Annotated in this window: 18 protein-coding genes; 8 read left to right on the top strand and 10 right to left on the bottom strand. The window is 47.6% G+C overall.

The annotated features are described in order from the left end of the window. Positions 1-61: 61 nt before the first annotated feature. Positions 62-931: a LysR family transcriptional regulator gene (locus CWI78_RS12340; RefSeq protein WP_126783101.1), complete on the bottom strand. Its 870-nt coding sequence runs from the start codon at positions 929-931 to the stop codon at positions 62-64. A 93-nt stretch (positions 932-1,024) separates the two neighbouring features. Here CWI78_RS12340 and CWI78_RS12345 point away from each other — a divergent pair, with 93 nt between their 5' ends. After that, on the top strand, positions 1,025-1,531 hold the full coding sequence (locus tag CWI78_RS12345; protein WP_126783102.1) for a lactoylglutathione lyase family protein: 507 nt from the start codon (positions 1,025-1,027) through the stop codon (positions 1,529-1,531). A 220-nt stretch (positions 1,532-1,751) separates the two neighbouring features. On the opposite strand, the gene CWI78_RS12350 is transcribed toward CWI78_RS12345, so the two are convergent. Then, on the bottom strand, positions 1,752-2,654 hold the full coding sequence (locus CWI78_RS12350; protein WP_126783103.1) for a DUF2971 domain-containing protein: 903 nt from the start codon (positions 2,652-2,654) through the stop codon (positions 1,752-1,754). Between the two features lie 271 nt (positions 2,655-2,925). Here CWI78_RS12350 and CWI78_RS12355 point away from each other — a divergent pair, with 271 nt between their 5' ends. Next, positions 2,926-3,465 carry a DUF7010 family protein gene (locus CWI78_RS12355; RefSeq protein ID WP_126783104.1) on the top strand — a complete coding sequence of 180 codons (540 nt, stop codon included), beginning with the start codon at positions 2,926-2,928 and terminating at the stop codon, positions 3,463-3,465. A 229-nt stretch (positions 3,466-3,694) separates the two neighbouring features. On the opposite strand, the gene CWI78_RS12360 is transcribed toward CWI78_RS12355, so the two are convergent. Together CWI78_RS12360 and CWI78_RS12365 are read right to left on the bottom strand one after the other, a co-directional pair. Further along, a complete protein-coding gene (locus CWI78_RS12360; RefSeq protein ID WP_126783105.1) occupies positions 3,695-4,012 on the bottom strand; it encodes a hypothetical protein in 318 nt (105 codons plus the stop codon). Positions 4,013-4,523: 511 nt separating this feature from the next. Further along, entirely contained in the window at positions 4,524-4,967 is a 444-nt protein-coding gene (locus tag CWI78_RS12365; protein WP_126783106.1) for an Lrp/AsnC family transcriptional regulator, read from the bottom strand. A 108-nt stretch (positions 4,968-5,075) separates the two neighbouring features. Here CWI78_RS12365 and CWI78_RS12370 point away from each other — a divergent pair, with 108 nt between their 5' ends. Then, positions 5,076-5,660, top strand: coding sequence for a LysE family translocator (locus tag CWI78_RS12370; protein ID WP_126783107.1), 585 nt, complete (start codon positions 5,076-5,078; stop codon positions 5,658-5,660). Positions 5,661-5,673: 13 nt separating this feature from the next. On the opposite strand, the gene CWI78_RS12375 is transcribed toward CWI78_RS12370, so the two are convergent. The 5 genes from CWI78_RS12375 to CWI78_RS12395 form a co-directional block, all read right to left on the bottom strand. After that, positions 5,674-6,906: a sensor histidine kinase gene (locus tag CWI78_RS12375; RefSeq protein WP_126783108.1), complete on the bottom strand. Its 1,233-nt coding sequence runs from the start codon at positions 6,904-6,906 to the stop codon at positions 5,674-5,676. Positions 6,907-6,908: 2 nt separating this feature from the next. Then, a complete protein-coding gene (locus CWI78_RS12380) occupies positions 6,909-7,589 on the bottom strand; it encodes a response regulator transcription factor (RefSeq protein WP_476702815.1) in 681 nt (226 codons plus the stop codon). A gap of 47 nt (positions 7,590-7,636) precedes the next feature. Next, entirely contained in the window at positions 7,637-10,021 is a 2,385-nt protein-coding gene (locus tag CWI78_RS12385) for a TonB-dependent receptor (protein ID WP_126783109.1), read from the bottom strand. A gap of 133 nt (positions 10,022-10,154) precedes the next feature. Further along, a complete protein-coding gene (locus CWI78_RS12390) occupies positions 10,155-11,666 on the bottom strand; it encodes an amidohydrolase family protein (RefSeq protein WP_126783110.1) in 1,512 nt (503 codons plus the stop codon). Between the two features lie 84 nt (positions 11,667-11,750). Next, complete coding sequence (locus CWI78_RS12395) at positions 11,751-12,782, bottom strand: helix-turn-helix domain-containing protein (RefSeq protein ID WP_126783111.1); 1,032 nt, start codon at positions 12,780-12,782, stop codon at positions 11,751-11,753. Positions 12,783-13,006: 224 nt separating this feature from the next. On the opposite strand from CWI78_RS12395, the gene CWI78_RS12400 reads away from it, so the two are divergent. The 5 genes from CWI78_RS12400 (at position 13,007) to CWI78_RS12420 (ending at position 18,430) form a co-directional block, all read left to right on the top strand. Then, positions 13,007-13,819: a helix-turn-helix domain-containing protein gene (locus CWI78_RS12400; RefSeq protein ID WP_126783112.1), complete on the top strand. Its 813-nt coding sequence runs from the start codon at positions 13,007-13,009 to the stop codon at positions 13,817-13,819. A 47-nt stretch (positions 13,820-13,866) separates the two neighbouring features. Further along, the gene (locus CWI78_RS12405) at positions 13,867-14,319 is read left to right on the top strand and encodes a carboxymuconolactone decarboxylase family protein (RefSeq protein WP_126783113.1); all 453 of its coding nucleotides are present in this window, start codon (positions 13,867-13,869) and stop codon (positions 14,317-14,319) included. Positions 14,320-14,330: 11 nt separating this feature from the next. Beyond that, entirely contained in the window at positions 14,331-14,516 is a 186-nt protein-coding gene (locus CWI78_RS13005) for a YrhK family protein (protein ID WP_126783114.1), read from the top strand. A 156-nt stretch (positions 14,517-14,672) separates the two neighbouring features. Further along, on the top strand, positions 14,673-17,285 hold the full coding sequence (locus CWI78_RS12415) for a TonB-dependent receptor plug domain-containing protein (protein WP_126783115.1): 2,613 nt from the start codon (positions 14,673-14,675) through the stop codon (positions 17,283-17,285). Positions 17,286-17,401: 116 nt separating this feature from the next. Further along, positions 17,402-18,430: a phospholipase A gene (locus tag CWI78_RS12420; RefSeq protein ID WP_126783116.1), complete on the top strand. Its 1,029-nt coding sequence runs from the start codon at positions 17,402-17,404 to the stop codon at positions 18,428-18,430. 4 nt (positions 18,431-18,434) lie between these two features. Here CWI78_RS12420 and CWI78_RS12425 read toward each other — a convergent pair whose 3' ends face one another. Then, complete coding sequence (locus CWI78_RS12425; RefSeq protein WP_126783117.1) at positions 18,435-20,444, bottom strand: ligand-gated channel protein; 2,010 nt, start codon at positions 20,442-20,444, stop codon at positions 18,435-18,437. Positions 20,445-20,510 lie beyond the last annotated feature (66 nt).

Raw genomic sequence — 20,510 nt, forward strand, 5'->3', positions numbered from 1 at the left:
TAAGTGGTTTAAAACCTAATCCAGCTCTTCAACCCTGATTAAAGTTACTCATGAACGTACCTCACAGCCACCGTTTGGCCTCTGCGATTACCGTTTTTGCTCTCTTATGAAGCACCCGGTGGCGATTCACACAAAGATAGAGGGTTTCGCTAACCGAATGAGCGAGGCTATGAACATTTATGTGATCGGGCTTAGCAAACGCTTCAACAGCATATGCGGGTAAAACGGTAAAACCTAACCCCATACTAACCGGCTCTAAAATTAAACTCACCTGATTTGAGAATCCCTTTTTGGGAAACATATCGCTGTGATGAAATTCAGGATAATTCGCACCAAGCAACAAACTGGCATGGTGTCCCCCATCAGGGTGATCAATAAATCCAAGGTTCATCAGTGTATCCCAATCCGGTTCTGTTAACGCAGCAGGAGTGACCAGCCGAAGAGGCTCTTGAGCCAGGGGTGTACAACTGATATCAGCCAGATTAGGTTTTGATGTCATTAATCCAATATCAATCGTCGATTCGATTATCGCCTTTTCTACATCTTTATTGGGCGCAAAGCGGTAATCGATGATAAGTTTTGGGTGCTCGCACTGCAGAGCCAACAAATGCGGATAAAGTTTTAGCCCAACACTCCCGGGAGACATCATACTGACATCACCTTCGAAAGCCGGATCGTCACCGACGGTCGACTCAAGGTTTGATAACGCGACAAGGATACTCTGGCCTTCGTTATAAAGCCTTTCTCCCGAACCGGACAGCGAGAATTGTTTGCCACGACGCACCAGCAGCTCGGTTCCGAGTTGATCCTCCAACTTGCGTATATGCTGGCTAACCCCCGACTGGGTCATGTGCAGACGCTCCGCCGTCCGAGTGAAGTGCCCCACCTCGATCAGTGTACAAAAGGTGCGTAACCACAGTGGATTTATCATGACAAAATATAATCTTATTGATGTTAAATCATAATTTTACATGATTACAGGCATTAAGTAACCTGCTCTCAGTTTCATCAAAGAGGAAAGGTTATGAGCAACGTTTACCCAAGAAATTTTTCACACATCGGCATCTCTGTCCCGGACTTAGAGCAGGCCGTAAAATTTTATACCGAGGTTATGGGTTGGTACTTGATTATGGAACCAACCGAGATTCAGGAAGATGAGAGCGCCATTGGTGAAATGTGCAGCGACGTGTTTGGCCCGGGCTGGGAAGCCTTCCGAATAGCTCACTTATCGACTGGCGATCGAGTTGGCGTGGAACTCTTTCAATTTAAAAACCAGACCAACCCAAAAGATAACTTCGAGTACTGGAAAACCGGTGTCTTTCACTTCTGCGTGCAGGATCCAAACGTCGAAGAGCTTGCAGAGCGAATTGTCGAAGCTGGCGGTAAACGACGCATGGACAAGCCCCGCTACTATTATCCGGGAGAAAAGCCCTACCGCATGATTTATATGGAAGACCCGTTTGGCAACATCGTCGAGATTTATAGCCACAGCTACGAATTAATCTATAGCGAAGGCGCTTATCAAAAGTAGCCAAGAAAACTCAGGGGATATTCTGCCAGAGAAATCCCCTGAATTTAACGATTAAATAATCCGGTATCAATGCAATTAAGCTTAGTAAACCATCGACAACACTCGTGGTTCATAATCAAGCACGATTTAGGCTGAGGAAAAAGGAGTTATCCCGAGTGTCTGCTGTTCGCTCTTAGCGGACGGAGAATTGTTAGTTCAATCGGTAACGAGAACGCTATTTTTAAATACGCTTACTAACCAAGGCATACGAGCTATCCGACGCTCGTACATCATAAATTGGAATACTGTCTATAAAAGCCTCTATAAGTGCAGTTCTTACTTTTTCCTCACATCTTGGGCCTAAAGAAATTGTCTTAAAGCTCATTGTGTTAAAAGGCAAAAGCTTATTTGAAGCTCCTTCTATAGAAATTCTGAACTCGTTTTCCATTCTCCAAGCTTCAGATTTTGTGAACAGATACGGCTTGAATATTTTTTTTAGCATGATTCTTTCGCGTTCTGTCTCACTGCTCGATTTCGATAAAGCCAAAAAAAACCGCCAAACATCAATTTTAGGTCTTGTTTTTTGGTAGGAAATTGGTCTGCTGACACGGGAAAGATCTTCCCGGCTAGACTCCAGATTTGAAGTGTCGATACTGTCGATTAAAGCATTTCTATCGAACTCTAACCTTACGCCCGACGCTTTATTCGTATACAAACTCCACATCAACTTTTCATGGGCTAAACTTTCAGAAGAGCCATTTGGCTGAACAAAACAGCATACTCCGTTAGACTCCATATTCTGCCGCATCAAATCAAAATATAATGTTTTTAGCTGTTTTCTATGGACCTGAGCATACTCTTCAATACCCATTTTAGAGATTCGTTCTAGCAATTCTCTTTCTGCTTCCGCTGGAGTTATGCCATAGGATAGGCTTAACATGCCTCGAACGACACTTATAAGCTGGTTTGTCGTCGCTTTATCAAGACCTCTCCCATCCAAGACAGGAGAAACTTCAAAGGGATCATTAAGCTGATTGGGCGCTTTAAAAAACAACAACCCATCAATAAGGTCTTGAGCGAACTGGTAATCTGGCTCGTCGCCATTATATTGCACTAAGTCTAAAAACCTAACTATTCTCTCCACAGTCTTTTATTTCCTTATATGAGAGCGCATTTCTTTGATCAGGCTTGATTGTTTAGAATACAACTGTATCAAAGAAATGTGATATGTCATTTTAATTAGTATAGGTAAATATATTGGCTGGTTCAGTGCGATTTTAAACTGCCGTGATAACGGGGTAGACCGCAGGCTGCTATGAGCGATGAGCGGACCGTTTATCTCTTCGCATCTTCGCGCGACTCGGCTATCATCGAAGACACTCAGTCAGATGTTAAAAAAGCGGATTGCAAAGAAAATGGATTTCAATGAATCACAAAAAGATATGTCTCGTGCTTATTATGGCGGTGCAACCGGAGCGTTGGCTTCTGGAATAGTTTGGTTATCAGCTGGACTGATTGGCCTTTATTCGTCTCCCTTTAACAGCATGCTAGCATTGCTTATTGGGGGTATGTTTATATTTCCCATATCCCTTTTACTTTCAAGATTATTAGGGGCCACCGGTAAACATGGGGCGACTAATGTGCTTGGTAAACTGGCTATAGAAAATCTGGGTATTTTATTCGGTGGCCTATTTATTGCTGTCATTGTGGCACAGCTTAATGGCTTACTGTTTTATCCAATCATGTTAGTGATTATTGGTGCCAGGTACTTAACCTTTCAAACACTTTATGGTTTGAAAGTGTACTGGGCTCTGGGTAGTGTACTCATGATTTCTGGATTTTATCTTGCTATTTTCCCCTCGGCTTTTACTCTTGCAGCTTTTGTGGGTGGGTTTATTGAGATAGCGTTTGCACTAATTATTTATAGGCAAAGTAAAGAATGCTCGGCTAGTTGAGAATGAATGCAAGCACCTGAGATGCTCACTTTTGCGTCCACTCTTGGCGCTTAACAGTCAACAAAGAAGTTAGTGTTACTCTCCACTCAGTGTACAAACTACTGTCACGTTGTCACTCTGGACGTTTTCTGGAAACTTTATTGTCACTTCACAAATAATTGTCAGGGAGAGCGTTTATACGGGTTAGTTCCCACGTTGGAACCAGTCACACAGGCAAGATGTGCTGAGTTTATTTTAGGCCGGTCTCGATCTTTAAGTATCTTTCCTTGCCTAAAGAAATGTAATACAGCGGCATAAATATAGACTTGAAAAAGTTAGACCCAAATGAGTTCTTCACTACAACTTTTCCAGAGCAAATATCACTAACATCAAAGTCAGGACTCGAACACCAATCAACTACAGCCTTCAGCGTCTTACTACCTTCAGGCAAAGTTATTGTTTGTGTTGCACCACGCTTTATAACAGCCACCTCTTCGCCGTCCGCTAGCAAATGATAGTCTCGAGCCATATCAGCATATTGTTTTGGTCTTATTACTTCTATTTCCATTACAACCTCGCAGGCAAATGTTGACTGGTAAAGCCTGATATTAATCGACACATTTGCCTGACGCAACGAACTGAATTTTTAAGCGATGGATAAATCGAACTTCCGCCGTTCGCTCATTGTGGACGTGTATGTGGTTAGGATTAGGTTTATGTGATACCAGGTTATTAGCTTTTCAGTGCGTTACTGCCTCAGAGAAAACTCCTCAACCTGCCATGAGAAAATATAGGAAGCTAATAACAGCGACTAAGCCTAAGGCAAACATGATAGTTAAAGCTTTTGACCGAGTTATAGACTGAAACAATGCAATGAGAGTCGAGGTGCCAGTGACTCCGAGGGTATAATTAGCAGCGTCTCCACCATCCCGCCTTTTCATATATTCTCCTTACTAAATATCTTCAGTGACTTCATTAATACTATCGCCAACCTGGACGACTTTCGAGTTTCACTCGACAATTAGCGAATGCAGATAGTTCGCTCAGAGCGAACAACGGACCTCGGATTTCTACCTAATTCAACTGCGCTGATCTTTTGATGACTCCATCACAACCATTGTGGTGATGGCATTGACATGCGGGCACTCACCCAGCACGTTGGAGTGTATACGTTGAAAATGTTTGAGGTCAGTTGCCTCAACGCGTAACAGATATTCATGGGTTCCTGTTACGTTGTGACACTCAACGACTTCGGGTACATCTGCAACGTGTTGCTCAAACGCTAGCTGCGAGCTTCTGCGGTGATCACTTAAGCCAATGGTGACGAATGCGACAAAACCGATTTGGAGCTGCTCAGGGTCTAAAATTACGCGATAGCCTTTGATAACGCGCTTACGTTCAAGTTCCTGTACTCGCCGAAATGTTGCCGACGGCGATAATCCAATACGCTCTGACAGTTTGATATTGGAAATTCGTCCGTCGTTTTTCAGTTCTTGCAATATCTTTTCGTCAAATTTATCCATAAGAGAATATCGTTTCTTAATTTACTGCATTATTGGCAATAAAAGCACAAAATTTCATAGCATTCCAGTTATTCTATGCGCCATGTTTTACTGAAAAAGGTTGCTATCATGGATCAGTCATTACTGGCGCTTGTGCTGTTCGCTTTTGTTTCTACCTTTACACCGGGCCCTAATAACATGATGCTCATGGCTTCGGGTGCCAACGTAGGCTTTAGACGGACTATCCCCCATATGTTGGGCGTCATCTTTGGCTTTGGCCTTATGATTTTTTTAGTGGGACTGGGTTTAGCCGAGGTTTTTAAGACTTTCCCCAGGATCCATGATGTGCTGCGCGTGATTTGTGGCGTGTTTCTAGTTTACATTGCATTAAAAATTGCGCGTAGTCGTCCGCAAGTGGAGAGCGCTTCATATCAGCCGATGACGTTCTCGGCCGCTGTTTTGTTTCAATGGATAAACCCAAAAGGTTGGACGATGGCTTTATCAGCGGTGAGCCTTTATAACCCGACAGCAAGTTTGTTTGGACTGACTTTGGTCACACTGGCGTTTATATTCGTTAATATGCCTTCCGCCTCTATTTGGGCATACGCAGGCAAAAAAATCAGTCGAGTGTTAAAACAGGAATTGCACATGCGGCTTTTTAACTGGAGTATGGCGTTGATCTTGGTCGGCTCTACTTTGCCGATGCTGGTTTAATGGTCTGCCGTCGTCACCACGAAAGACGGGCGACTACACGCTTCTCGTCAGCTAGCAGCGAGAACGACCAACCATTGCGTTCACACAGGCGTTGCACGATACCCAGACCCAGGCCATACCCATGAGACGATGACGCCTCGGTCGGCGTGTGCCGCTCATCGGCGTCACTACTCACCTCATTGGTAACCAAGAGCTCGTGCTCTTTAATACGAATCGTGATGGGTCCCTGTCGGTCGAGCGTGTGTTCGAACGCATTTCGCACCAGATTATTGACCACAATATAAAAAGCCTGTGGATGTCCGCTGATTTCGGGTTTTGCGAGTTCGTCGATATCAACATCGACGAATTTGCGACTCAGCAGGTAGCGCTGCTGATCTATGGCCTGGCTCACCAGCGGCGTCACTAAAAACTGCTCGTCATACAACCCATCGTCGGTTTCGCGAACAAGACACAAGAACATTTCAATCGTATTTTTCATGTCGAGCGTTGCACGCCTCACGCGATCTAAGGTTTTCACGTCGGCCGCGGACAGGTCGCTTTGTTCCAGAAGCTCAAGCGCCCCTGTTATGACCGTGATTGGTGTGCGTAACTCATGACTGGCAGAACTGGTAAAGTATCGCTCCCGATCGACAAAGGCACTGATACGCTCCAGTGTTTTTTCAATAGCTTCGGCGAGCAGACCAACCTCATCATCACCAAACCGGCTCGATTCAATGCGTTTATAATCCTCGGCGGATAGATGCTCTAAGTCGATGCTCTCAACCGCTTTGGCAAGCTGCGTTACAGGGGCGATTGCTCGACGCATCACCAAAACCCCCAGCCCGAAACCAAGCACACCGAGCGTGCCCACGACACCGGTAATAATCAGCAGGTACCACCAATCTTCGGACGATGGAGCCTCAATTCCGGCAACGTCGAAAACCACAAAGGCGGGTCGCTGTTCATTGTCGGTCGGTATTACCGCAACATGTAACTCTTCGGCCTCGAATTCGTGCAACCCCTCGGCGGGGTTTGTCTGCGCCCATTCCCGCAGTGATTCCGGCAAGTTCTCAGCATTATCGTAGCCGCGTAAGTTGGTCTCCAGCGCAGGATAGTTGTCGGCAGCGTGCTGTAACTGCTGCGTTAGCACACGGTCTTCACTCAACCTGACCGCAGCTAAGAAGGCGAATCCCCAGACCACGCTGAGTACCGCAACACAGATCGCAAAGGCAATTGCGACACGCTTGCGCAAACTGTGTCGGTACATAACTATGCGTCCTCTGAAATTCGATAGCCGATGCGATGCACCGTATGAATGAGCGGGCTATCAAATGGCCTGTCGATAGCCTGCCGCAGCTTGTACATGTGCGAACGAAGCGCATCACCATCGGGGCGCTCGTCAGCCCACAACAAGGTTTCGAGAGCATCGCGAGTCACCACAGATGGTGCCTGTTCCATCAATCGTTGCAGTAGTTTCATGCCTGCTGGGTTGAGATCGACGCGCTGGCCCGCCCGATGCACTTGCAGCGTGGACTTATTCAGAGTCAGCTCACCAACCGTCAGCAGGTTGTCGGTTTTGCCGTGGCTGCGCTTGTAAAGCGCTTGCAGTCGCGCATGCAGCTCTTGTAGCTCGAAAGGTTTGATCAAATAGTCATCGGCGCCTGCCGCGAAGCCTTTGAGTTTATCGTCAAGCGTGTCTCGCGCCGTTAGCATCAGTATCGGCGTTGCTATTTCGGCATCCATTCTGAGTTTTTGGCAGAAACTTAAGCCATCCATCCGTGGAAGCATCAGGTCCAGAACAATAACGTCGAACGGGTTTGTCAGCGCCAGGTGCATGGCGCTGATACCGTCATAGGCAAAATCCAAAACATAGCTATGCTTTTCAAGGTACGCGGCGATATTCGCGCAAATGTCGCGGTTATCTTCGACAATCAAGACTCTAATCGGCACTGCGCCAAGCCCATTTGCCATTTATTGCTCTCCCTTACCAGACCTATTTACCAGGCATAATCGAATCGTAAACCAATCAGTGGCTCTGCCTCGCCATCATCTTTCACTTCAACGCCACGGCGGTAGTCAAACTCGGCTTCGTCACCCGAGGCCGCAGACGTTACGTTGATGACATCAAGAAAAGCCGTGACATCGACAGGTCCAATCGCGCGCCGATAGTCAACCCGAAGGTTTACCAAGCCGGTGCCGCTTTTGCGACCGATATTACGCTCAGTGATCTCTTTCGAGTAGCGTAACGGTTGCCCGGGTCCCAGTACGTCTTCGTGAATAATAAAGTTGTCGTCAGGTGTTCCCGAAAGATATTTGTAGCGCCCAGCGACTTTCCAGCGATCGTTGATTTCCCAAGTCAGACCAAGGGTAGCGACATGCTCGCGACTGAATTCAGCGGCTACGTCACCGCGACCATCTTTGCGGTCGACTTCAGCGTCGTTGTAAGAGTAGGTTGCGGTAGCGTAAAGGCCATCGCTAATTGTTCCCATAGTCACGATGTCGGCGCCATACGATGTGCCGTCACCAATGTTGGCAAAGGTACCGTTTGTCCGGTCAAGGTCGACCACTAGGTCGTCGAGGTTTTGATAATAGACCTCTGTTAGCACCGACCAATTGTTGTTCGGGAAAAATTTTAAACCAACACTCCCATGCGTTATTTTTTCGTTTTTTAGGTCGTTGGACTCGTTAGCGGCAAGCTCTAAATACCGTGGCGACTGATGAAAAATCCCTGCGGTCGCAAAATATCTAACCGTTTTAGTTGGCTGCCAGTTAACGCTGAATCTGGGCGAGACGAGGCTTTCGTCAGCAAAACCGTCTCGTTCGAGCCTTAAGCCCGTACTAAAATCCCACTCCCCGAACTCAAAAACTTGATCGACGTAACCAGCATAACTGGTTTCTTTCTGGCTTATCGAAGAATTGATACTCTCGGGCGTCAGCACAATGTAACGCTGTTCAGGGTCTGGTCTAAAATCATCGTCGTCGTAGACAAACCGGTTCCAATCACCATCTAAAACCGTATTGTAGTCCAGGTCTATTTGCGTGACACGAACACCCGCACTGAACATACCCCATTGATTTATTTCTTCAAAATCGCTGCGCCAGCCGATCTCCGTTTCACCTTCACCGATGGTAATAATGTCCTCGCGCACCGGAATACTAGACGCAGGCGCTCCTTCTGGTGCTTGATCAGGAAAGGCTTCACCCTCTGAACTAATTTTGTCGCTTTTGCGGTAGTAAACCTTGTTGGTCCAGACCCCTGTTTCGCCGACTAATGATCGCAATGTCAGGCCATATAAATCACTGTCTTGTTCAGAATATTGAAGCGAAGCATCTTCGAAGTTCGGCGATTCAAAAACGTGAGTCACGTCGCGAGTGTAGTCCTCGTGTGTATCGATCAGTAGAATTTCAAATGTGTTATCTTGATTGACTGGTATGACCGACTTTACGATGACATCTCTTAAAACAGGCTCCCCAATGTCTAGCTCATCAATCGTTTCAAACAAAGCGCCGAAGTCCAGTCGTCGAGCAGAAACGAGTAAAGTCGAGTCCTCGGTAATACCGGCAGGACCGTCGTAACCCACTTCATAACCGGCAAGGTCGTAGCGGAAACTCGCTGAAGGGCTTGGATTGCCATCGGCGACATCGAGTTTGAGTAGCGATGCGGCACGGCCACCATAAGCTGGTCCCCAGCCACCTGGTGAGAATTCTGCGCCGCTGATAACGTTCGGTGCGAAAATCGAGAAGCGGCCACCACCACCCACGTCTTCCTCTTCACCTAGTGAAGCATCAAAGTGCACCGCTTTATCAAAGGGAAAGTCATCAACAAATAACAAATTATCTCGTGGACCACGGCCGCGTACACTAAAGCTTGCGAATTCACTGGCAGACGCCAGGCCAGGTAAACCGTCCAGCGAGAGGAGTGGATCTGCGCCACCGCCCACAGCACTTCGCAACGCTTCTCTATCGAGATAGGTGCTAGAAGCAGATGCAAATGCATCGGTTTGCTGTCCTAAAACAACCATTCTCTCAATTTCCACTTCTGTCAGTTCGAATTCAACCTTGATGTTTTTGCGCGTGACCACGCGTACGCTTGGCTCATACAATGAAGCGAACCCGCTTTTGGCAACGTTTACCGAGTAGAGACCGGGGTCGAGCTGTTCAACAACGATGCGACCCTGTGCATCGGTTTCTACAGATTGTGTGGAATCGGTTTCCCGTTCAGTGATCGTGATCTGCACGTTTGAGAGTGGCCGGTCAGTATTCTGATCTTTAACTATAACGGTCAGCGCACCGGGCGCCTCTGCTGCGTGGGTAAAAAATGGAAAGCTAACCAGAAATGTCCACAGAGCTAACCACGATACCTGTTTGAATTGTCTACTCATTTTGTTGCCCTCTAAAAATCCACTGTCATTTTTTGATGGATTGCTGCGAGGTTAGCAAAGCTAATGTGACTAAAAAGTCGCTGTAATGTGAAAGCTACATCGAAGGCATTGTTCTGCATTGGCTCATTTACTATCACTGTACATTAATCCCTTCGTTTGCGTCCCGAACCGCTTTTAACATAGCTTGAGTGTCTTTCGGTGAATACCAACGTCCGTTAGACATAACACCCGAAATTGCTCTCGTATTGTGAATATCCATTAGCGGGTTACTATCCAGTACCACAAGGTCTGCCTGGTAGCCTGCGGCAACTACGCCAGTTTGCAGCCCCATCCACTGCGCGGTTTCAACCGTCGCACTTTTCAACGCATCGGCTGGGGTATAGCCGGTACGAACCAGCGCGGCAAGCTCATCATGCATGGAAAATCCGGGCACCATCACCGGCACATTTGCATCAGTACCGGCCAGAACCTTGACCCTATTATCGCGCATAGCCTGCAAAAGTATCTGGTTCGCTTTTGCGTAAGCTTTCCAATAACGCTGATTACCAGGAACGCGCTCTTTAGGATAGTCCTCCGGTAAGCGATAAATGTTTACCTCCGGCAGCCACCCCATGACTTTAATACTTGGGTGTAGAGACTCCGCAATTCCGCGGTTTACATGCTCTACGTGAACATGACTCAGTGCATTTTCTACGCTCTTTTTCTGTACAGGAAAGCTCTCGACAAGCGCCAGAGTAGAAGCCACCGCCATATCATTCGCTGCCAGACGGCTCGCTATGTCGGTACTACGTTTTTCTACAAATTCCAGAAAGGCCTCTGTGTTATCGCGGTTATAGCCACCAAACTCTCGATCCAGGGCTTTAACAAACTCTTCAACATGAGCTATTTCTTTCAGGTTCGATGACCAAAGCTCTGAAAGTGGCAGGTTATATGGAATATGCCCTAAAATTTGTATATCGCTATTACCGGCCTCCTGGTTAAAAGCAAAGAAGTGGTCATTGCTTAAAAGCGTATAAATTTTTATGGCATCGTAGCCCGTCGCTTTAATTTCATTTACCCGCTCAGGTATCTCGTCGATATCGGTTACTGGGTTTATTTTTGCTGCCCAACGGTCGAACAAGCCAGCAATACCACTTGAGCTATTATGACGTCGAGTTGCCACAAATAAGTCCGGTCCCGGTCTTCCTGCTGCAATTTCAGCACGCCATTGCAGCTGCTCTTCACTACCATTGAGCTCACGTACATGGGTGACGCCATTAGCCAGATACAACAACAAGTCATTCGGGCTTTGCCATAAGTGTACATGCGCATCAATAAGGCCGGGGATTATAAACTTGCCTGTGCCATCGATGACTTGTGCATCCTCAGGTAACGAGAATTCGCTCCCCACTTTTGTTATTTTGTCTTCTTGAATCAATACCGTCTGATTAGGCAGCATGTTCTGTCCGTTAGTAGACAAAACGTTGGCGTTGGTAATGGCGTAAGCACCCTGAGTTTTTGCATAAAGCGCGGGGTCTACAACAGGAACGTATTCTCCCCAGGCTTTATTCACCTGGTAGTACATAACACCGAAAGTAGTCGCGCTGAGAACAAGCAATAAAACAATTAACCACAAACCGAGTTTCTTTAAGTTTAACGCTTTCATAGGTAACGACCTTTGGTTCTGATAAGTGCATTCAGAATAGAAAGGCAACCCAACAAAAGCTGGTCGATTATGAAAAATATCGCGTCAATTTCGAAAATTCTGAAGGTTTTTGCGAAATTGAGACGGCGTCACTCCGGTTTCTTTTTTGAAGGCACGATTAAAAGGCGGTAAAGAGTTAAAACCGTTATTCAATGCAATGGTTAAAATGGGAAGGTGATCGTTCTCTCGTTTTGAGAAGCAGTCCATCACGCCTCTAAGCCGGAAAGAGTTAATGTAATGGCTGAAGTTAGTGAAGCCCGTTTGGGTGTTTATCAAGGTTCTCAATTTATGCTCTGCTACCCCCAGCTTTTTGGCCAAATCAGCAATGGTCAGAGCTTCTTCTAAATACATTCTGTCTTGTGTCATTAGCTTGTCGAGTTCGGCCAGTATTCTTTTATCCGCTGCTGACAATTGCTTTTTATAAGACGCGTTCCGATAAAAAATCAGCGCCGACGTGTCGCCCTTTAATACCCAAAGGCTCATGGAGAAAATGGGAAGCCAGACGCTCAGCGCGTTAATTGTAGACTGGGCGCTTTGCAACCAAACAGAGCCCACCAAAACCGCGACCAAAACAGACGCTGAAATAATAAACAAAAAATAAAGTCGATAGGTACGCCGGGCTTCAATTAAGTCGTCATTACGACCTTTTAGCGTAACAAACATCATATGTGCCACCAGACAAAGTGCCAGCGTAATAATAACAACAGGCCACCACGCAGGCAGCTCATTCAACCAGCCCAACCAAACAGCCCGCTCCGCCAGCATAGAGCCACTAACTGCAATTAAAGTCAGCCAATGGAGTTTCCCGGGCCTGAAATCTCGATGAAAAAGGGTTAACACAAATACCCAGGTGACCGGCAAAAGCAAAGTATCCAGTAACCGAAAGGGAACTTGCCACACCATAGGAAGCGCAAATTCAGCAGGCATAGAACCAAGCAGAAAGCTTGCCAGGCAGAGGTTTGTAGCCACCATTAAAGTACAACGCCTGGAACGCGGCTGGTCTTTAATGGTCAGCACAGTCATAAGCAGCAACAAGCCCAGTGCGGAAAACCGGATAAACGCGTCAATCAATAACATAAGCCTGTGCCTTGGGCTGTCCTGAAAGCCAGTATCTTTAGTTAGATTATAACCAGCCTTGAGATAAAATCTGAAAATTAATCTAACCCGGCTTTATCTTCCCAAATCAGCTCACCGTCCAGACTGTGTAAAGCTATTCGGTAATTGCCAGTAGTTGCTGTCTGCTTGGGCTATTTGTTCCAATCGGTTATTATTTATTCACGTACACTTCGAAGGTCGCCTGCATGTCACACAGCAAATTTGACATTATACCTGCTGCCAGCTTTTCTAATATTGGGTTAGAAATGATTCCGCCATTTCCAAGCCTCTCCAGTTGGGTTCAGTGCTTGTGGGTTAATAATGACTTAAAAAACAGTTCGCGCCATGTTGAAGAAAAACTCTATCCCGATGCTGGGTCCAGTTTAACTTTTGAAATACGTAATACTCGGATCAATGCACGTTATTTTCACCATACTCGAGTCGTTACTCACCGTTGGGATATATCAACAAGGTACATTAGCGTACGATTCCGCCCGGGAGGCGCGAAAGCACTGCTGGGGCTGGATATCGATGATTCGCAGAACATCGAAATAGATTTATTCGACACACCCGTTTCTCAACAACTCAGTTTACAGCCATTAATGGACATGCTGCTTACTCTCTCGGCAGACCAGCAAGTACAGGCGGTACAAAACTGGTTACTGACGCTGAGTTATCGTGCTCAAGAACCGAATCGTAAGTGGTCGACTTTATTGGCTCATGCGTCTGCTGATTTAATACCGCCTCAGCAACTGGCGTTACAGAATGGATTTAGTCGACGCACACTGGAAAGGCAATTGCGCAAATACTTAGGTTTTACACCAAATCAGCTGCACGGCTTTGCTCAAATTCGAGCCGCCCGACAATATTTGATTTTGACACCAGACAGTCTCAGCGACATTGCTCTTGCCTGTGGCTACTTCGATCAAGCGCACTTTACGAATGCTTTCCGTGAGCAAACCCTGGAAACGCCACTGCAATACCGCCAAAGAAAAATGTCGCAAATCTCCAATCGATAGCTAGCGAATGTTCCTAAAGTATCCTGAGTTAATCTTTGGAGGACATTATGCAACACCGAATTTCACAATCTTCACTTTATAAACAATGCCCGCGCCTGGTGACTCATTTAACCGCGTTAGGCGATGTACCGGAATCAGTAAATCTGTCCCCGCAACTTCTGCACCTCGTCAGACTGCGCGCATCACAACTAAACCACTGTGGCTTTTGTCAGAAAATGCATGCCGATGAAGCCCGAGCTGATGGTGAACTTCAGTCAAGGCTAGATGTGCTTCCGGCATGGAGGGAATTATCGTGTTTTACCGCAGAAGAGCGGGCTGCGTTGGCATGGACCGAAGCACTAACGCTAATCAACCAAGTAGAAATCACAGATGCTGTCTTTCAGTCGGCACTAGACGCTTTTGGAGAAAGTGGGTTAATTGAATTGACCACGGTCATAGTACAGATAAATAGCTGGAATCGTATTGCGGTAAGTTTCCGTTTCCAACCCGACATAAAGTAATGGGTCGTAGTATGAAAGCAACTTTCTTACAGCGCCTTCAAAAAAACACGTTAGGGGTATTAGCTAGCTTGTCGTTCTTTTTTGGAAGTATGCTCTTTCTACCCACTTTCGCGAGCTATGCAACAGTAGGTGTTTGGCTCTTCATGACCGGATCAGCCTTGATGTTTATCGATATTATTCGCCCGCTAAATGATTAGTGGGTGAATAGCTATCCGCCTAGCGCTCTTCTTTAGAGCCAAATAAACTTTCCCCTAAACAATAATTTCCCCTTTACCTCCACCACTCATCTCGCTTATGCTAAATGGCCGTTTAGACGTCTAAACGGCTTATTTGTTCATTTTGTGAGGTATTTAATGAAATCAAAGTTCTTTACGTTATCAACTGTTGCCGCTGGGCTTATCGCTGCATCGGCATCCCCAGCTCTGTTAGCCAATGATGCTAGCTCCGAGTTGGAACGCATTAGTGTTACGGGTTCCTACATTAAACGGGCCCAGAATGAAGACGCCACACCGTTGCAAATTATTGATGCCAGCGACATATCGGCCAGCGGTGAAATTACGCTGACAGACTTGCTGCGTGACTTAACGGTGAATACCGGTAACAGTTACGACGAGCAATACACCAGCAGCTTTTCGGCGGGGTCGGCGTCGGTTGGCTTACGCGGCTTAAGCCCGAAAAATACGCTAATTCTGGTGAATGGTCAGCGGGTCTCTAACTACGGTTTTGCGCTGGGCACTCAGGACACCTTCGTTGACTTAAACGCGTTACCTTTAGGCGCGGTAGAGCGAATAGAGGTACTGAAAGACGGCGCTTCCGCAGTATATGGCTCGGACGCTATTGCCGGGGTTATCAACATTATTTTGCGCAACAACGTACAAAGCACTCAGTTCCGCGCGGGTGTCGGCGGTGCCAGCGAAGGTTCGTTAACGCAATACAGCGCGGGCGTTATCAGTGGGTTAGGCGACGTAGCAGACGACGGCTATAACCTGACATTCAGCTACGATTATCTGACCCGCGAGCGCTTAAACGCCGATGACCGCGACTTTACCCGTTCCGGAGACTTTCGCGACAAGCCCGGCGGGCGCTTGGCCGGCTGGTCGTCTCAGGGCGGTAATTATTTAAGTGATCCGCAAAACCCTCAGGCTTTTGAGAACTGCCCGGGCCTGTCTGAAAAAAGAGACCGAAGCGATTTCACCCCTGGGGCAGACGGGCAGGTGTGTGCCTTTAACGCTCAGCCATACAATACGCTGCAGCCGGAAGTTGAGCGACATCAGTTCTCACTACAGGGCACTTTGCAGCTTACCGACGACATACAGGCGTATAGTGACTTTCTGTACAGCAATAACCGTTCAAGCCATGTGTTTGGCGCACCGCTAAGCGTCGGTGCCGGGCTGCGGGCTTACAATCAGGAAACCGGCAGTTTAGTCGATATTCCGGTTGAATTACCTGTGGGGCATCCAGACAACCCGGGCTCAGAGCCTTTACCTTTTGAATACACGTTTTTTGACGTGGGCGAGCGCGTAAAAGCCAATAAACAGGACTTTCATCGCTTTCTGGCCGGCGTAAATTACCGCGGCTTAGACTGGGACTGGTCGGTCAATGTGCTGAACTCACAAAGCCGCCAGCGCGAGTACGTTGATAACTTTATAAACCGTTACACTTTTGAAAATGTGCTGGCCAACGGCGAGTATGACTTTTTTAACGGCAATAACGACGCAGAAACCATTGAGGCATTGCGCATTGATACGCGTCGTCCGGGCTTTTACGAGTTAAACAGTATTAACGCCAATGCCAGCACCATTTTAAAAGAGCTGGATAACGGGCCGCTAAGCGTTGCCTTTGGGGTCGACTGGCGTGAAGAAGAAATGGATGCGGGAACTTCGCCGGAAGTGTTATCGGGTACCGAGCTGCGCCCGGCAATCAACCTGGTTAAAGGAAAGCGACAAGTTGCCGCAGGCTTTGTTGAGCTAGACGTTCCTGTTGTCGAGAACCTGAACGTAAACCTGGCCGGCCGTTATGACCATTATGATGATTTTGGTTCAGCCTGGTCACCTAAAGTGGCGTTCCACTATGTCTTAGGCGACGACTGGTTGCTGCGCGGTTCTTGGTCACGCGGCTTTCGTGCGCCATCGCTTCCGGAAATCGCTGAAAGCAATACCATCAGTTATGGCTCAGTTATTGACCCGAACGACCCCATTGATCCGGGCGTGCGTCGCGGTTTTACGCAAGTGCGTACGGGTAACTCTGAGCTTGATGCCGAACGCTCAACCAACCTCAATGCCGGTATTATCTGGTCTCCGAAAAAAGGTGCCAGTATTGCTGTCGATGTATTCGAAATTGAACAGGACGACATTATTGCGCCCGATAACGCACAGTTTATTGTCAATAATGAGGAACTGTACGCTGATCGCATTCAGCGCGACGACGCCGGGCGACTGCAAATTATCAGCAACCAGTACCGCAACCAGGGCACCCGCTCTACCCGCGGTTTTGATATTGATGCGAACTATCAGGTGCAGTTAAGCAACTCGACGCTTCAGCTTCAAAGCACATGGTCACGGCTGTTGGAATATGAGCAAGCACTGGTGGCGGGTCAGGAACCCACTGACGGTGCTGGCGGTAATATTCTCGGGGCCTTGCCTAAGTGGAAAGGAAATAGCCAACTGCGCTGGCTTGTTAGCGACTGGCAATGGGGTGTCAGCCTCAACTACACCAGTAGCTATGAGCAGCAGGTGGCCACGCAAAGCAGCAACCCGGGTTTAGATGAAAAGGTCGACAGCTACTGGCAGGTTGATTCGCAACTGGTTTATCAGGGTTTTGGTGACACTCAGCTGACCCTGAATATCAGTAATCTGTTCGACGAGCAGCCGCCGTTTGATCCGGCTGGCGGAGCCTACGGATACGATATGACCCAGTATAATCTGCGCGGTCGTACAGCTAACCTATCCATTGTTCATAACTTTTAACTGACCAAGACAACAGGGCCTGGAAATTTTTAACAGGCCCTGTTTTGTAAACGAGTGATCTAAAACCCTCTATTACGCTATAGTACAAGGAGTTTTAATTAAGGAGTATTGCGCTTATGAGAAAATGGATCTGGATAGTTGCGACAGGAGTTTCCGCTATAGCGGTTAATGTCCAGGCGCAAGAACTCTCAAATATGCAGCAATGTCTGCTGGATAAAATGAACAACACAGACACCGACACCACTATTGCCGATGTCCGGGCTCAGTGCCAGGAAGAGCTGCGGTCCGCTCCAGAAGATGACGACATTGTCGATGTCGATGCCGTTGAAGAGCCTGGCGCATTAACCAACCGCATGAAAAGCGAGCAGGTGACTCAGTTTGACCCTTATGTATTAACGCCGCACCGCCGCAACTATCTGCTACCGGTAGTGACCAGTAATAATCTCAACCGACTGCAGTATGCCGATGTTCAGGGCTATGAAAAAAATCTTGAAGATTATGAAGCTAAAATTCAGTTTAGTATTAAGGTGCCCTTTAATAAAGAGAGCTTATTGTTCGAGGACGACCAACTGTTCTTTGGGTTAACGGTTCAGTCCTGGTGGCAGGTGTATTCTGATAACATTTCTAAGCCATTCCGCGAAACCAATTACATGCCTGAGTTTTTCTACGCGACCTCAACCGGTTGGCATCCTTTTGGCACCAACACCGCTTTAGTTTTCGGTTTAGAACACTTATCTAACGGGCGTAGCCAGCCGCTATCACGCAGCTGGAACCGTGGTTATATGCAGTTTGTTGTGGAAAAAGGCCGTTTCGTCTTCTCGCTGAAACCCTGGCTCCGTCTGCAGGAAGATCGGAAAACCGACCCTATGCAGTCCAGTGGCGATGACAACCCTAATATTACCGACTATGTCGGTGACTACGAATTTACCACGGCTTATAACGATGGTGACTTCGAGTACACGTTAAAGCTTCGTCACGCCATTGATACCGGCAGAGGATCCGCCGAACTCAACTGGACCTTCCCAATTGGCGGTAAATTTATAGGCTACACCTCAATATTTACCGGTTACGGAGAGAGCCTGATTGATTACAACCACAAACAGACTCGCTTCGGTATCGGCATAGCCTTAAACAACATTTTATAAGGCGTTAAAAGCTGTAAGCGGCTGACAACCATAAGCGTCGGCCGTCTTCAACATAGCCGTACTCTTCCACACCTATGTCCTTGTCCATTAGGTTGTAGACCCCCGCGGCCAGCTTCAGGTCACGCGTGACAAAGTAGTTCACACCAAAGTCAGCCAGTGTATAGGAAGGAGCTACCAACGCATCCTGCGACGGTCCGGTGGTCGGCTGACTTTCTTCTCCACGGTAATGCACCCGCAACCAACTGTTCCAGCGCTTGCTGGGCTGCCAGTTTAACGAAGTTTGCACCAGATGCTTAGGTAACTGGTTCAGCGGCTCACCGGCGTACTCACCGGACTTTTGCTCTGAATCGGTGTAGGTATAGTTACCTTTTAGTGACCATTCCCGGCTGAAATAAGTGCTTAAAGTCATTTCAACTCCGCGAGTAATAGCTTCGTCGATATTTATCCGGGTGGTCGGCATTGAACCAAACTGGTTAGGGCCAGCATCACAAATGCTTGCCGGGCAGTCTACGCGCGTAATTTTGTCATCAAACTGATTATAAAATACGGTGACCGAGCTAGAGGTGCGACGACCCCAGTCTGTGTATAACCCCAACTCGTAATTAGTGGAGGTTTCCGCTTCTAAATCCGGGTTACCGTAAACGTTTCCGCCACGGCTGACTTGCCCCCAGTCCGGCGTGGTTTCACGCAAGCTTGGCGCGCGAAAACCGGTTGAAACGCCACCTTTTACGGTGGTGGCACGGCTTAAGGTGTAAACACCGTAAACGCGCGGGCTTAAATGCCCACCAAACACATCGTCGTCATCGTAGCGCACACCGGTTGTCAGGCTGAATTTGTCAAATAGTGGCCAGGCCGTTTCGGCAAAGGCCGACCACTGAGACCCTTCAATGCGGGTACGATCACTTATCTGGTTACTGGTTAAATCTTCCAGCTCTTCTTTTTGGTACGCCAGCCCAAGATTCATGGTGTTTTCGTCCAGCAGGGGCACGTTCCAGTGACTCTGAAAATCGGTATTGGTGATGGTCATTAACCGTGCCTTGTTTTCGTATTCATCACGCTTTAGGTAACTGCGGGCACCCACCACGCCCCATTGGCCATTATGAGCAATAGACACACTGTTACTGTCGTATTCAGTCGTTGATGACTCTGGACATCCACGGCGCCCACACTCTTCGCCGGGCGCAAGCGGCTCTACCGTTTTACCTAAAGACGCGTCGATGCTTTGCGTCGCGGTACCCACTTCAAACAAAATTTCATGGTCACGGTTTGGCGTGTAAGCCAATTTTAAATCCGCATCCTCTGCGGTTTTGTCTCTATAACCTGACACAATTTCGTCTTCGAGACGTCGGGTATAGCCTGCCGACAACTGAATACCCAGCGTATCTTTAATCAGCGAACCCGACGTAAATAGGTTGGTCTGATAACTGTTTCCGGACTCTGAGCGTTCCTGCAACGTGCCGTCGACACGAATTTCTGAGCGCCATTCTTCCGGCGTTTTGCGGGTGATAATATTAATAACGCCGCCGATAGCATCGGAGCCATACAGTGATGACATGGGTCCACGAATGACCTCAATGCGGTCTATTGCGGCCAGTGGCGGTGTCCAGGCACCTTCGACACCCGGTCCATCGCTGTTTGGCCGGGTTTCACGGGAGCTTTGCCGCTGGCCGTCCACCAAAATCAACGTGTAATCACTGCCCATACCACGCAAGCTGATGTCCTGACGGTCACCGCCTCCGGTCACGATAACGCCCGGGGCGTCTGTCATTGCGTCGGTGAGATCTTTGTAGAAACGCTGCGAGAGGTCATCTTTATCAATAACAGAAATGGAGGCCGGCGCTTCTTTTAAATGCTGCGCAACACCCGAGGCCGTAACCACCATTGTTTCCATGTCTTTGTGCTTGTGATGCTTCCGTTTTGACTGCTCTTGTTCCTGAGCCTGAGCAACGCCTACCGCTGACGTTACAGTTAATGCCAAAACGCTCAATGTTATGCCGCTGATCCTGCGATTCATATCCGTCCCCTAATGAAATTATTAAATGCGAATTATTTTCATTGGCAATTTTAACTGGTAGTATGA

The sequence above is a fragment of the Idiomarina ramblicola genome, assembly GCF_003987255.1.
GTDB classification, from domain to species: Bacteria; Pseudomonadota; Gammaproteobacteria; order Enterobacterales; family Alteromonadaceae; genus Idiomarina; species Idiomarina ramblicola.

What these genes read in the sequence shown, in the direction of transcription:
- CWI78_RS12340 (WP_126783101.1), bottom strand. Translation starts at nt 931, where the DNA reads ATGATAAATCCACTGTGGTTACGCACCTTTTGTACACTGATCGAGGTG.
- CWI78_RS12345 (WP_126783102.1), top strand. Translation starts at nt 1,025, where the DNA reads ATGAGCAACGTTTACCCAAGAAATTTTTCACACATCGGCATCTCTGTC.
- CWI78_RS12355 (WP_126783104.1), top strand. Translation starts at nt 2,926, where the DNA reads ATGGATTTCAATGAATCACAAAAAGATATGTCTCGTGCTTATTATGGC.
- CWI78_RS12360 (WP_126783105.1), bottom strand. Translation starts at nt 4,012, where the DNA reads ATGGAAATAGAAGTAATAAGACCAAAACAATATGCTGATATGGCTCGA.
- CWI78_RS12365 (WP_126783106.1), bottom strand. Translation starts at nt 4,967, where the DNA reads ATGGATAAATTTGACGAAAAGATATTGCAAGAACTGAAAAACGACGGA.
- CWI78_RS12370 (WP_126783107.1), top strand. Translation starts at nt 5,076, where the DNA reads ATGGATCAGTCATTACTGGCGCTTGTGCTGTTCGCTTTTGTTTCTACC.
- CWI78_RS12375 (WP_126783108.1), bottom strand. Translation starts at nt 6,906, where the DNA reads ATGTACCGACACAGTTTGCGCAAGCGTGTCGCAATTGCCTTTGCGATC.
- CWI78_RS12385 (WP_126783109.1), bottom strand. Translation starts at nt 10,021, where the DNA reads ATGAGTAGACAATTCAAACAGGTATCGTGGTTAGCTCTGTGGACATTT.
- CWI78_RS12390 (WP_126783110.1), bottom strand. Translation starts at nt 11,666, where the DNA reads ATGAAAGCGTTAAACTTAAAGAAACTCGGTTTGTGGTTAATTGTTTTA.
- CWI78_RS12395 (WP_126783111.1), bottom strand. Translation starts at nt 12,782, where the DNA reads ATGTTATTGATTGACGCGTTTATCCGGTTTTCCGCACTGGGCTTGTTG.
- CWI78_RS12400 (WP_126783112.1), top strand. Translation starts at nt 13,007, where the DNA reads ATGTCACACAGCAAATTTGACATTATACCTGCTGCCAGCTTTTCTAAT.
- CWI78_RS12405 (WP_126783113.1), top strand. Translation starts at nt 13,867, where the DNA reads ATGCAACACCGAATTTCACAATCTTCACTTTATAAACAATGCCCGCGC.
- CWI78_RS13005 (WP_126783114.1), top strand. Translation starts at nt 14,331, where the DNA reads ATGAAAGCAACTTTCTTACAGCGCCTTCAAAAAAACACGTTAGGGGTA.
- CWI78_RS12415 (WP_126783115.1), top strand. Translation starts at nt 14,673, where the DNA reads ATGAAATCAAAGTTCTTTACGTTATCAACTGTTGCCGCTGGGCTTATC.
- CWI78_RS12420 (WP_126783116.1), top strand. Translation starts at nt 17,402, where the DNA reads ATGAGAAAATGGATCTGGATAGTTGCGACAGGAGTTTCCGCTATAGCG.
- CWI78_RS12425 (WP_126783117.1), bottom strand. Translation starts at nt 20,444, where the DNA reads ATGAATCGCAGGATCAGCGGCATAACATTGAGCGTTTTGGCATTAACT.